This is a genomic window from Eisenbergiella sp. OF01-20 (assembly GCF_003478085.1).
Classification (GTDB): Bacteria; Bacillota; Clostridia; order Lachnospirales; family Lachnospiraceae; genus Eisenbergiella.
In genome coordinates this window covers 580,424-594,309 of record NZ_QUES01000001.1, presented here as the reverse complement: position 1 = coordinate 594,309, position 13,886 = coordinate 580,424, and the positions used below count along the sequence as shown (strand labels likewise).

At 47.2% G+C, this 13,886-nt stretch carries 9 protein-coding genes; all 9 read right to left on the bottom strand.

Annotated elements, in window-relative coordinates; all coding sequences use genetic code 11:
* Nucleotides 1-84 precede the first annotated feature (84 nt).
* The gene (locus tag DXA36_RS02860) at nt 85-2,331 is read right to left on the bottom strand and encodes a bifunctional diguanylate cyclase/phosphodiesterase (RefSeq protein WP_118676067.1); all 2,247 of its coding nucleotides are present in this window, start codon (nt 2,329-2,331) and stop codon (nt 85-87) included.
* 289 nt (nt 2,332-2,620) lie between these two features.
* Nucleotides 2,621-5,257 carry a pyruvate, phosphate dikinase gene (gene ppdK, locus DXA36_RS02855; protein WP_118676066.1) on the bottom strand — a complete coding sequence of 879 codons (2,637 nt, stop codon included), beginning with the start codon at nt 5,255-5,257 and terminating at the stop codon, nt 2,621-2,623.
* Between the two features lie 460 nt (nt 5,258-5,717).
* Nucleotides 5,718-7,106 carry a glycine--tRNA ligase gene (locus DXA36_RS02845; RefSeq protein WP_118676064.1) on the bottom strand — a complete coding sequence of 463 codons (1,389 nt, stop codon included), beginning with the start codon at nt 7,104-7,106 and terminating at the stop codon, nt 5,718-5,720.
* 30 nt (nt 7,107-7,136) lie between these two features.
* On the bottom strand, nt 7,137-7,733 hold the full coding sequence (locus tag DXA36_RS02840) for a hypothetical protein (RefSeq protein WP_118676063.1): 597 nt from the start codon (nt 7,731-7,733) through the stop codon (nt 7,137-7,139).
* A 70-nt stretch (nt 7,734-7,803) separates the two neighbouring features.
* Nucleotides 7,804-8,454, bottom strand: coding sequence for a DNA repair protein RecO (recO, locus tag DXA36_RS02835; protein ID WP_118676062.1), 651 nt, complete (start codon nt 8,452-8,454; stop codon nt 7,804-7,806).
* Complete coding sequence (locus DXA36_RS02830) at nt 8,393-8,572, bottom strand: hypothetical protein (protein ID WP_118676061.1); 180 nt, start codon at nt 8,570-8,572, stop codon at nt 8,393-8,395. Before DXA36_RS02830 ends, recO begins: the two co-directional genes overlap by 62 nt.
* A gap of 77 nt (nt 8,573-8,649) precedes the next feature.
* Nucleotides 8,650-9,600, bottom strand: a complete 951-nt coding sequence (gene era / locus DXA36_RS02825) for a GTPase Era (RefSeq protein WP_412249381.1) — start codon at nt 9,598-9,600, stop codon at nt 8,650-8,652.
* 58 nt (nt 9,601-9,658) lie between these two features.
* Complete coding sequence (locus DXA36_RS02820) at nt 9,659-10,828, bottom strand: DUF4349 domain-containing protein (protein WP_118676060.1); 1,170 nt, start codon at nt 10,826-10,828, stop codon at nt 9,659-9,661.
* 128 nt (nt 10,829-10,956) lie between these two features.
* Nucleotides 10,957-13,875 carry an insulinase family protein gene (locus DXA36_RS02815; protein WP_118676059.1) on the bottom strand — a complete coding sequence of 973 codons (2,919 nt, stop codon included), beginning with the start codon at nt 13,873-13,875 and terminating at the stop codon, nt 10,957-10,959.
* Between the last annotated feature and the right edge of the window lie 11 nt (nt 13,876-13,886).

Here is a 13,886-nt window from a genome sequence, read left to right as displayed (position 1 = left end):
GCCCCCCAGCCGCTGTGCCGTCATTGTGGTACCGTTATTCCCTCTGTCGTACTGATCAATAATCAATAATAATTTCATTTATGCTCATGCCTTTCCTGTCATGAATCTGCCAAACTCCTCTTCCGGCATGGGCTTCGCATAATAATAGCCCTGCCCGATATCACAATGGATAGAACGGATGAACTCCGCCTGGGATGCATTTTCCACCCCTTCCGTCACCGTTTTTATATGCAGCTCTCCTGCCAGATTTATGATATTTTTCATAATAATATCTCTCTTTTCCTGTTCCCCTGTACCGGCAAGAAAAGCTTTATCCAGCTTAAGCTCATCAATATCCAGTTCCTTCAGTATATTCAATGAGGAATAGCCGCTGCCGAAATCATCCATGGATACGGCAAAGCCTATTTTATGAAGCTCCCTGACCAGCTTTTTCATTTCCTCCAGATTTTCCATTGTAATCCCTTCCGTAACCTCCAGGATGATATGTGAAGGGTCAATATGGTGTTTTCTTATTATTTTCTCAATCTGGTGTAAATAATCCTGTTTGTAAAAAAGGATTCTCGACTGGTTTACGGAAATACAGAAGCCGGAGCTCCCTGTTTCGAGAAGTCTGTTCAGGTAAATACAGGCTTCTTCCAGCATATACATATCCAGATTGGTAATGAAACCGTTCTGTTCGAATACCGGAATAAAATCATCCGGATAGATAATGTCCCCCTGGGGACGCACCCAGCGCACCAGCGCCTCTGCACCGCAGATCTTTCCAGTTTTCAGGTTTACCTTCGGCTGCAGATACATGCAAAATTCCCTGTTTTCCAGCGCGGTGTACATAATACGTTCTATTTCATTGCGTTTCAGTTCTTTTTCATGCAGGCTGTTTCCATAATATACGATACTGCTCTCCTGGTTTCCTTTCGCATTTTTCAGTGCCAGGTTTGCATTATCCCAGAAAACATCAAAATCAATCCTGCCTGCGCAGGTCTCTGTTATTTTCACCCCGCAGTTGCATAGGATATGATATTCCTGGACCGGATCCAGCTGGCAGAGCGATATCTTTTCCATCAAAGCTGTCATACGTTCCGTCAGCTTCCGTTTTTCCCCGCCTATTAAAAGAAGGGCAAATTTATCGGAATTATCTCTGCAGCAGATTTCAGCCCCTCCGATTGTTTCCAGCAGCACCTGTGCCACATGTTTCAGCAGGTTATCCCCTTTTGCATAGCCGAACAGTTCATTTACGAATTTAAAGTTAGCAATATCCAGAAGTACAAGCGAATAGCCGCTTTTCTGCTTCATAAGGGATATGGCCTCCTCCGTAAACCGTGTCTTATTATACAGTCCGGTAAGCGGATCGAAGTAGGCCAGCCTGCGCATGGCATTTCTGTTATTGCGGATGAGAGTATAAATGTAGCCGAATACAATAACGAGCAGCAGAATGATAACCGCAAAGACGGCGATGGTCACCTGGGTCATTCTGTTAAAGTTCCCGTTCAGCGCTTCCTGCGGAATCATGCACAGCAGATACCAGCCGTTTCTTTCAATTGGGGCAAAATACATCCAGTACTTTGTGTTGTTGTAGGAAAAAGCGGAGAAAAAGTTTTCCCCCCTCGCAAGCAGGGGCAGCAATTCATTCTCAAGGCCGGCCCCCAAAAGATCCGTATCAAAAATATTCCGTATATCTCCATTCTCTATAAGCTTATGACTGGAACGGATAACGAAATCGCCGTCGCCGTCTATGATATGCAGAAAGGCATTCCCATTGAAAATAGGACGGCTGATAATCGTTCCGAAGGTTTCGGATCTGCTGGTAGCGGTGAGAACGCCTTTCAGCTCTCCATTTCTGTAAACGGGCACTCCATAACAATTAATATACCCTTCCGCAAACCGGTCCGGCATTGTATCAGAAACGGCAGAATTACCGTTCAGGGCTTCCTGTATGAACCCTTCCTCCCCCAAACTGACCTCTTTATAACGGATCCCGTCCATATCAACAAGCTCCCCTGTACCATCAGGGCCAATGAAGCCCATACGGATAAAATCATTCTGGTAATTTTCGGTCTCCAGAATATCCATAATCTCATCTTCGTCCATATCATTTTCCCCAATTATGGTCGAAAGTGACTCCAGCACATGGAGATACCCCTCCATCTGCATCACAATCGTACTTTTATATTGCTGTGTCACCTCATTCAAATAAATTTCCGCTTCATTTTTCTGTGCTCTGCTCAGGGTTGCAAAAACCATAACAGCCGTGATGGCCAGAGCAGTAAAAATGCCGGCAGCTGTGACCACGGCGATAGAAATCTGTCTTTTCAGGTTTTTTTCCGTTCTCATTGCATTCCTCGGGGTAAATGTATTATCGTCTTACAATGCTTGCATATGTACGTACAAGTGAATTACTTAATTATAACCTAGACATGCTTTTTTGTACAGTAACATTACATGAGGGATGCAGGGAACGGTAACAATAAAAAAAAGAATAAAATAAAAAATAAGCGTACCACCATTACTGATGATACGCTTATTGATATGCAGTTGTTACACAATACAGGGGAAAAATCCTGCTTGCCGGAAATAGCAACCGTTTATATACCGGATTAACAAGAAGCACGGATACCTATTATTAAGACAATGATACCCCGGGGTTCTTGATAGCCGCCTGTGCCGCCGCCAGTCTTGCAATGGGTACACGGAACGGGGAACAGGAAACATAGTTCAGCCCTATAGAATGGCAGAATTCAATGGAGGAAGGATCCCCGCCGTGCTCGCCGCAAATACCCAGCTTGATGTCCGGGCGGGTCTTGCGTCCTTTATTGGCAGCCATCTTAATCAGCTGTCCCACGCCGTTCTGATCCAGTTTTGCAAAAGGATCGGCTTCATATATTTTGCTCTTATAATAATCTACCAGAAACTTTCCGGCATCATCACGGGAGAAGCCATAGGTCATCTGGGTTAAGTCATTGGTGCCGAAGGAGAAGAATTCGGCTTCTTCAGCAATTTCATTAGCCAGAAGAGCCGCTCGGGGAATCTCAATCATCGTACCGATATGGTATTGGATGTCGGAATTCATTTCCGCCTTTACCTTCTCAGCGGTTTCCACAACGACTTCTTTTACAAATTTTAATTCCTTCTTATCGCCTACCAGAGGTATCATAATTTCCGGAACGATATGATAACCGTGCTCCGCCTTCACTTCAATAGCCGCTTCCATAACGGCCCTCGTCTGCATGCGGGCAATTTCGGGATAAGTAACCGAAAGACGGCAGCCTCTGTGTCCCATCATGGGATTGAACTCATGCAGGCTTTCGCAGGTAGCTTTCACTTCTGCTACTGTCAGGTTCATATCCTTTGCCAAATCCTCAAAATCTTTTTCTTCCGTAGGAACAAATTCATGGAGCGGAGGATCCAGGAAACGGATGGTGACCGGGTTGTCCTGCATCACTTCATAAATACCCTTGAAGTCACCTTTCTGGAAAGGGATCAGCTCATTCAGGGCCTGTTCTCTCGCTTCACAGGTGGTGGACAGGATCATCTTGCGGATTTTCGGTATACGCTCAGGATCAAAGAACATATGCTCCGTACGGCACAATCCGATTCCTTCCGCTCCCAGCTTAAGAGCATTGGAAGCATCCTCAGGAGTATCCGCATTGGTACGTACCTTCAAGGTGCGGAAGGAATCCGCCCAGTCCATAATACGTCCGAAATTACCGCTGATGGTCGCATCCTCGGTTGCGATGTCCCCGTCATAAATCTTGCCGGTGGAACCGTCAAGGGAAATGTAGTCTCCTTCATGATAGGTCTTTCCGCCCAGGCTGAACACCTTGGCATTTTCATCAACCACAATATCCCCGCAGCCGGATATACATGCGGTTCCCATACCTCTGGCCACCACGGCAGCATGGGAGGTCATTCCTCCGCGTACGGTAAGAATTCCTTCCGCAGCGTGCATACCTTCAATATCCTCCGGAGAAGTTTCCAGACGCACCAGAATAACACGCTCTCCCTTTTCATGTGCTTCCTTGGCATCCTCAGCGGTAAAATATACCTTACCGGCAGCGGCGCCGGGAGAAGCCGGCAGAGCTTGTCCGATCACGTGTCCTGCCTTCAGTGCATCCGGTTCAAAGGTAGGATGCAGAAGCTGATCCAGGGATTTGGCTTCAATTCTAAGGACAGCCTCTTCAGGGGTTATCATACCTTCGTCCACCAGGTCACAGGCGATCTGTAAAGCGGCAGGCGCTGTTCTCTTACCGTTTCTTGTCTGCAGGAAATACAGCTTCCCTTCTTCAATGGTAAATTCCATATCCTGCATATCTCTGTAGTGGGATTCCAGTCTGTTGGCAATCTCAATAAACTGCTTGTAACAGTCAGGCAAATCCTGTTCCAGACGGGTGATGGGCTGGGGTGTCCTGATACCCGCAACAACATCTTCCCCCTGTGCATTAATCAGGTATTCACCGTAAATTCCCCTGGCTCCGGTAGAAGGATTTCTTGTAAAGGCAACGCCGGTGCCGGAGGTATTTCCCATATTTCCAAATACCATAGACTGTACGTTAACCGCTGTTCCCCAGTCTCCGGGAATATCGTTCATACGGCGGTATATGATGGCGCGTTCATTATCCCAGGAACGGAAAACCGCTTTTACAGCTTCCATCAGCTGTACTTTGGGATCCTGAGGGAAATCTTCTCCCATCTTGTCCTTATAAATGGCTTTAAAACGTGCGATAACTTCCTTCATATCGTCCGCCGTCAGATCCGTGTCAAAATGAGCGTCCTTTGCTTCTTTGATTTCATCCAGGACCCTCTCAAATAAAGATTTGGGAACTTCCATGACTACATCCGAGAACATCTGGATAAATCTCCGATAGGAATCATACGCGAATCTGGGATTTCCGGTCTTTTTCGCAAAGCCTTCCACAGAAATATCGGTAAGTCCCAGGTTAAGAATGGTGTCCATCATACCCGGCATAGATGCCCTGGCACCGGAACGTACGGATACAAGCAGCGGATTTTCGGTATCCCCGAACTTCTTGCACTGGAGTTCTTCCAGTTTGGCAAGTGCGGTAAAGATCTGGTTCTTTACCTCTTCCGATATCTGCTTCCCGTTATTGTAATAATCGGTACAGGCTTCCGTTGTCACCGTAAAGCCCTGCGGAATAGGCAGCCCCAGATTGGTCATTTCTGCCAGATTGGCTCCTTTTCCGCCAAGAAGGTCCCGCATTTCTGCATTGCCTTCTTTGAATGAATAAACCCATTTTGCCATCTAATTTGTTCCCCCTTTGAACGAAGTATTTGGTATAGGTTTGCGAAGCGTCTGTATACTGTCTGGTTCTGCGCTTCGCTCTCGTGTTTCTATTATACCACAACTCTTTCTGGAACGCACGTTAATTTTTGTTGTTTTATAAATAAAATATAAATATTTTAATCTAATTCCCAACAAATCATGCACTTAACAGAAAATTAATTTAATTTTTGTGTTGTTTTTATAGATGTTTTGTGTGGCTTTTTCTGCTTTTTTCTGCAACCGGTTTCTCCTTTTCATGCTTCGGATGTCCGTGCTACACAGATTCGTTGTAGAACTCCCTCCCCCTGCCGGAAACGGCGTCAAACAGATGCACAGGCTTGCCTGTTTGGCGCGTTGTCCGCCAGAATAAACGGCAAAACCTGCCGGAGTCACCCGGCAGGCTTCTTTTGTAAGTTATAGCAGCTTAACGCTTAAACAATTAAAAATCGAATTTATCTGCAAAATAGGAAGCAAGCTGGTCAATTGCTACTCTTTCCTGTTCCATGGAATCACGGAAACGCACGGTCACGCAATGATCTTCTTCCGAATCAAAATCATAGGTAATACAGAAAGGAGTTCCGATTTCATCCTGACGGCGGTAACGTTTTCCGATATTTCCCCTGTCGTCAAATTCGCAGTTGTATTTTTCAGCCAGTTGTTCATAAACTTTTTCCGCCCCTTCATTCAGCTTCTTGGAGAGCGGAAGGATACCGATTTTAACAGGGGCCAGGGCCGGATGGAAATGAAGTACGGTCCGGACATCCCCTTCCCCGATTTCTTCCTCATCGTAAGCTGCGCAGAGGAAAGCCAGAACCACACGGTCCGCTCCCAGTGAAGGCTCGACTACATAGGGAATATATTTGGTATTCTTTGTATCATCAAAATAACTCATATCCTGTCCGGATACATTGGCGTGCTGAGACAGATCATAATCCGTTCTGTCCGCAATCCCCCACAGTTCCCCCCAGCCGAAGGGGAACAGGAACTCGATATCCGAAGTGGCTTTGGAATAGAAGGAAAGCTCTTCCTTGTCGTGATCTCTCACGCGCATTTCCTCCTCCTTAATGCCCAGGGTCTGCAGCCAGTCAATGCAGAACTGTTTCCAATAAGCAAACCATTCCAGATCGGTGTCCGGCTCACAGAAGAATTCCAGCTCCATCTGTTCAAATTCCCTTGTCCGGAAGGTAAAGTTACCGGGGGTAATCTCGTTCCGGAAGGACTTGCCGACCTGTCCGATTCCAAACGGGATTTTCTTTCTGGAGGTACGCTGTACATTTTTAAAGTTTACAAAAATACCCTGTGCTGTTTCAGGACGCAGGTAAACCGTATTTTTAGCATCCTCCGTAACACCCTGGAAAGTTTTGAACATCAGGTTAAACTGGCGGATTTCCGTAAAATTATGTTTACCGCAGGTAGGGCAGGGAATGTTATGTTCTTCGATAAAGCTCATCATCTGTTCCTGGGACCATCCGTCAACGGATCCGTTCAGTTCGATTGTATTGTCTGCGGCAAAATCTTCTATGATCTTATCCGCGCGGAAACGCTCATGACATTCCTTGCAATCCATAAGAGGATCCGAAAAGCCGCCCAGATGACCGCTCGCCACCCAGGTCTGCGGATTCATCAGTATGGCGCAGTCCACACCTACGTTATAGGGATTGGAGGTGATAAACTTCTGCCACCAGGCCTTTTTAACATTATTTTTCAGCTCAACACCCAGGTTTCCATAATCCCAGGTATTTGCCAGACCTCCGTAAATTTCAGACCCCGGATATACAAAGCCTCTCGCTTTGGCCAGCGCCACTATTTTTTCCATCGTCTTTTCCATTTTGCCTTCCTCCTGCTTGTTCCGTTTATTCTATTTAAATATGATGTAGGAAAGGGATTCCCCATTGGTAACTACAGCCGTTTTTCCATCCGCACCCAGCGTCACATCGGAGCTCATATAAAGGATATCCCCATACGGCCTGATGCTGATGTTCTCCCGGACAATGGCCACATGCCGGTCTCCCATGTCCAGAATATCCTGTTTGCTGATAGTCGTTCCTTCTTCCTTAGCACTGTTCAGTGTCACATCCAAATCATATCCGGCGCTGAACGCTTCCTTCACCGTCCCGGAAAAAAGCGCCTGACGGTAAAATCCCGAATAATCCTCCGAATTACGGAAGGTCATCATCACCCGGACAACGCCATCCTCCATCTGTGCGGAGTTAAGTTTCACATAATCTCCGCCCGCACTTTCGTTATAGGCCGTTATCATATCCTGCGTAGAAGACTTTAATTCATCCAGATCGTAATAAGTCTCTCCGAAATCCTCAACAATCGTATGGACTATTTCACCGTTTTTCTTTAAGTCTAATGTACTTACATCTTCCTCTGTCTCTTTGGAACCGCAGCCTGCCATGAGCAGGGCCGCTGCGCATACTGCCAGAAGGAATAAACTGTTTTTCTTCATTTTCCTTACCTCTGTGCCTTGACATATCTTTAACATTATATCCGACCTTTCCCTGATTTTCAACATAAACTTAGCAAAGGCTGTTTATAATTTCCAGGCTCTTAAAATGACCATCCAAAGCGTTTTTACAATACAGGCCCGCCAGACGGCCCAGTTCCCGGAGGACAGGAGGCGTTACCGTAAAGGTATACAGCTTCTCCACCGGTGAACCGGCAATGAAGGATATGGCATAGACTGTAGAGTCCAGCAGCTTTTCCCCGGAAGGGATCCCGGGAAATTCCCCGTTTATTACCACTGTTTTGATTTCAAATATGTAACGCACCAGTTCATGATCCAGGCTTTTTGCGGTAAGGGCCCTCAGTGACTGGTATAATAGCTTCAGCAGCTCTCTTTCGTCGTTATTTTCCCTGGTACAGTAGTCGCACACCTCCAGAAAATACATCCCGTAATAAGCCCCCTCATAATCAGAACGCAGGCCTTCGAAATAATTGGAGATGAAAGCCTCCGCCATAGTATAGGAGGAACGGCCGGCATACAGCCGGAATTCACCGAAGGAAAAAGGGTTCGTAGGCGCAAGGAAGCGGTTATTCTGCTTCCTTGCGCCCCTGGCAAAGGCCGTTATCTTGCCTCGTTCTTTTGTAAGTATAACCACCCTTCTGTCATATTCCCCGATAGGTTCCGCCTTCAGTATGAGTCCTGTCACTGTGAGCAAATCCTGCATTCTTGTCTGGTTCCTGCCCTTCCCTTACGTCTTCATCCGCATACTGTGCGGCAATTTTCAGATAATCTTCCACTTTTCCCGTTTTCATAAATTGTTTCCAGCTGTTTAAATCGCTCATCCTTCACCCAGTCCTCTTCTGTTTTTTCAGTCGTACCTGAAAGAAGTACACTATTAGGGTTCGCGTTTTTGGTTTTTCTATTCGGGCTCTTTCGGATTGTAGCCAAAATTTTTCAACAGGAAATCGCTGTCACGCCAGTCTTTTTTTACCTTGACCCAAAGCTGCAGATTTACTTTGCACTGAAGCATGTCCTCTATTTCCGGACGGGCCTTGCTGCCGATCGTCTTAAGCATCTGGCCTCCCTTGCCGATAATAATACCTTTGTGGGAGTCTTTTTCGCAGATAATAGTGGCCTGGATATCCGCAATGTTTTTCCTGTACTTCATACTTTCAATAGCGACCGCTATTCCGTGGGGGATTTCCTCATCCAGGGATCGCAGGGCCTTCTCACGGATTAACTCCGCCACGATCTGCCTCTCCGGCTGATCCGTTACCGTATCCTCGTCATAAAAAGGCCGGCCGTAAGGAAAATACTTGAAAATACAGGAAATCAGTGTATCCGTATTGGTTCCGCAGCGGGCGGAGACTGGCACTACCTCCGCAAAATCCAATTCTCTGCGGTAGGTATCTATCGAAGGAAACACCTCTTCCTTTTTCACGGTATCGGTTTTATTAATCACGAGAATAACAGGCGTCTTTGACTTTTTCAGCTGTTCGATGATATGCCTTTCACCGGCTCCGATATAGGTGGTAGGCTCCACAAGCCACAAAATGACATCCACATCCTGCAGTGTCCCCTCCGCCGCCTTCAGCATATAATTACCCAGTTTATTTTTAGCCCGGTTTATTCCCGGTGTGTCCAGAAATACAATCTGGCCTTCTTCGGACGTATAAACAGCCTGGATCCGGTTGCGGGTCGTCTGTGGTTTATTAGACGTGATGGAAATCTTCTGTCCGACCAGACGGTTCATCAAGGTGGATTTTCCCACATTAGGACGTCCTATTAATGTGGCAAAGCCTGATTTGTATTTTTCATTCAAAGGCTTTCCGGCGGCGAGCAGTTCCTCTAAGGAACGCGTTGCTTCCATGGAACGTTTAGCTTCCATGGAACGCTTTGCTTCCATATCCATGTATTATTTTTCTCCTTTATTTGGGGGATTCGTTATTATCCGGAGCTTTTCTGTCATCCGGCACGGGCATTTCCGGCTTCCCGGCGGGTATTCCGCCTGTCGGGTTTCCTGATGCCGGGTTTCCTGCTGTAGGATTTCCTCCCGCCGGCGTTTCTCCTGAACCGGACATGGGCGGCGGTCCCTGGGGACCGTAACCGGGGGCGAAAGGCGGCCTGCCGGCGGGCCTGTAGGGTACGCCGTACTTTTTCCGGTTTTCCTCTTCCCGTTTCCGGCTGGCACGGATAATGAATTTCATAATTATTATGGCAACACCAATGATAATAGCAAAAACAAAGAGAACCGGCAAGGAAATTATGAAACCGATGCAGAATTCCTTCAGGCCATGCCCTACATTATACAGGTTTTCAGAGAAACCAATCCGGATACGTTCCCAGGTTCCTTTTTCCTCCGGAGGCGTCAGGCGTGTCACTTCGTTTATGTACAGATATACGGTGCTGTAATTTACCTGGTTATCCATGGTCCGCAGCTGGGCTTCCATGCTTTCCAGCTGATAGCGAACTTCTGTAAGGCGGCTTTCGATAGAAATGATATCTTCCATGGTTTCCGCCTGCTCCATCAATTCAAGGAGTCTGGCCTGTTCCTGCTCCAGCATCTTTTTGTGGCTTTCCAGATCCACGTACTGCAGCGTGACATCCTCTATGGATTCCTGACGGGATACCACGTTGGAAATCTCGTCCACCTGATCCACAAAGGCATCCAGATTCTCCGCAGGGATACGGAGTGTGAGATTGGCGCTCCGGCTGCCTATACTGTTTTCATTATAGGAAGCAAACTGCTCAATATAGCCGTTCAATGTATTTACCTTTTCCTCAACGGCGGCTACCAGAGTTCCGTAATCCTCTGTTTCTACGGTCATATCCACATTTTTAATCAGCTTTCTGCCGGAAGCCGCCGTATTCTCCATTGCAGCACCGTTTTCCCCGCCGGCTGCCTCCGCATCCTCCTCCGCCGCTGCCGTATCATAGGAATACTCGGAATACACCCCGCCGGAATCATAGGTGACAGCTGCCTCCGCGGGGGAAGAATTCTGGGAGGACGATTTGGAACTGCTCCCGCAGCCAGCAAACATCACTGCAAACAGGCAGAAACTGATAAGTAAACCGGTAATTGCCGTCTTTTTTTTCATAATAACCTCCTGCCCTGTTTATCGGGCTTTGTGCGCGCTGTTAAGACACTTCCCGGATCCGGAACCGGCGCCGCAGCGCCCATGTCCGGATCCGGGAAAAAACGATGCCCGACAGCCCGTACCTTTTGTCAATACAGGTTTTCCAGTACGCCAAACAATTCTTTGTCTTCCTTCAGTCTGGTGTCATTCCCCACTACACACAAACAATCATCCTCCATGAAGGCACGGATTACGGCCGCAAGAGAACGGATAGTCTCCGCATCCGCTCCAAGAAGCTCGTCTCTTTCCCTCTGGTAATCTTCATAAGTCTGGTTGGTCAGATAGGAACTCATGGCACGAAGGCCCTTGGCTGCCGGATTAAGAGGAGTGTCCAGTTCGCTGACGGCGCCGATAATATACTGAGTCATCGTCCGTTCATCACCGTCAAAAGCTTCTACAAACCCGGCGGCTTTTTCATAAGCTTCCACCGTACTTTTCAGGTTCGGATCCCGATAGGAAACAAAATAGCTGTCCCCGCTTTTTCCAAAAGCACACATACAGCCGTAAGCGCCTCCCTTTACCCTTATCTCCTGCCACAGATATTCATAACTCATCATGACCTTCAGCACCTTCAGCGCACCGGTATACGGCAGCCCTTTACTGACAAAATTCCCGGCCCTGCACACATATTGTACCTGGGATGCGGATAAAAATCCCTCATTTAGCTTTACCGGCTCTATCGTAAATGCTTTCTTTTCCACAGGCGCTGTATAAAGCGCACTTTTTACACGTTCCGCCAGTGAAAGGAACTCCCCGTAATGATCTTCGGTACCCACATAGTCCAAGAGCAGGTTTTCCGGACGGAAAATATAGGACACCAGAGACTGGAGCTTGTGCTGTAAATCCTCTCTGCAGCTTTCAAAGTTCTTTTCCAGATGATCGATAAGACGGTAAAAAGGCATGCCGTTTATCTGCTCCTGAATAGCTGCCGGCCGTGAAAAATAGGACATGGCGCGGCTTGCCGCTACGGAATGGCCGGATGATATCAGATTGGACTGCAGCCTGGATTTTAATTCCGCCAATATTTCATACAGCCTTTTCCCGTCGTCAAACCGGGATTTCAGCATAATTTCCTGCACCAGCTCCACGGCTCTTGGCAGATTGCCCTCCAGCGACTTTGCCTTCATCTCAAAGGTAACCAGACATTCGGACAGATTACGGGCATTGGTAAAGAAATTGGTGACTGCGGAAATACCGCCGGTCTCCATATTCATTTCATGGAACAGTTCTCCATAGGTAAAGTTCTCCGTATCCACATAGCCTAGAACCGATTTCAGGATGCCGATATACGGGAATAATTCCTCCGGAACCTGCTTTACATCAAACAGGAAACGGAAATAGCTGATATGGTTGGTGAAGATATCATGATACATCACAGTGGTAGAGCCGGCTGAGCGTATCTCATTCACCAGAGGTTCCGCTTCCTTGCGGATATCCTCTCTCTTAAGAAGGGGGATGGTTGCCAGCGCTTCCTTGGTATCCGGTGTCTCCTGGTATACCAGCAGCGCATGGGTTTGGGCAACAACAGCCTCTATCTGCTCTTTGCTGAGTTCCTTTTTCAGAGCGGCAAGCCTTTCCTTTAAGAGTCTGTCCCTTTCTTCCGCAAGCCCTTTTTTCGGGGATAAGGTAAGAATGCCCTTATGTGTGTTCTCCAGCATACATTCCCGGATAAGCTCTTCAAAATAGGATGTTTCCGCTTTTTCCCGCAGGTTCTTATAGGTTTCTCCCGCCTCGATATGGATAAAAGGTTTGCTTTCGTCATACAGCCAGCTGTCCATAACCTGAAGCCCATACATCAGCCCGGCCGGATAGGATCCGAAATCAGCCTCCCTGTAACGGAATTCATAGAAATTCAAGCCTGCACGCAGGGCCTTTTTATCAATTCCCTGGCGGGAAAGTCCCGTTAACGTCTCTTCGATGCATGTTACAAATTCCGTTTTCCGATCCAGATTGGCATTCTTGGCTACGATGGTAAAATAAGACTGCCGGATGCCGCTTTCGTAATAGCTGTAAATGTCCTTGCCGATCCCCCTGTCCAGCAGGGCCTGCTTCAGGGGCGCACCGGGCGCACTGCAAAGAGCATAATCCAGAATCTGGAAGGCAATATATCTTTCTCTGTCAAGGCTGTCTCCCACTACCATATTATAGGTAAGGTAGGTATTATCCTCTTCCGGCTCACTGTCCGTAATCGGATAATACCTGCCGGCTTCCGCACACGCTTGAAAAGGGGCCTGCACCCCGATTTCCGAATCCACTGTAATTCTGTCAAAATGAGACAGATAAGCGCTATCCAGATATTCCAGTTTTTCCGCCATATCCATATTTCCGTACAGATAAATATAGCTGTTGGACGGATGATAATATTTTCTGTGGAAATCCAGGAACTGTTCATAGGTCAGATCCGGTATTGCCTCCGGATCCCCGCCGGATTCATTGGAATAGGTGGTATCCGGAAAAAGAATATTTGTGATTTCTCTTTCCAGTACATCATCAGGGGAAGAAAAAGCCCCTTTCATTTCATTATAGACCACGCCGTTGATATGCAGTTCATCCTCCGGGCTCTCCATTTCATAATGCCAGCCCTCCTGCTCAAAAATCTTGGGTTCGTTATAAATATTGGGATAAAACACCGCATCCAGATATACGTGCATCAGATTCTGAAAATCCTTATCATTGCAGCTTGCGATGGGGTATACGGTTTTATCCGGATAAGTCATGGCATTGAGGAAGGTATTCAGGCTTCCCTTCGCCAGTTCAATAAAAGGATCCTTTACCGGAAAATCCCGGCTCCCTTCCAATACGGAATGCTCCAGTATATGGGCAACTCCCGTGCTGTCCTCCGGCGGTGTACGGAAACCGATATAAAAAACCTTGTTTTCATCATCATTGGAAAGCAAAGCAAGCCTGGCCCCGCTTTTCCTGTGCTCCAGAAGATAACTCATGGAGTTCAGATCTTCTATTCTCTTTTTTTCAACGAGTCTGTAGCTTGTCAGTTCTTCAATTTTCATGCATCCATATC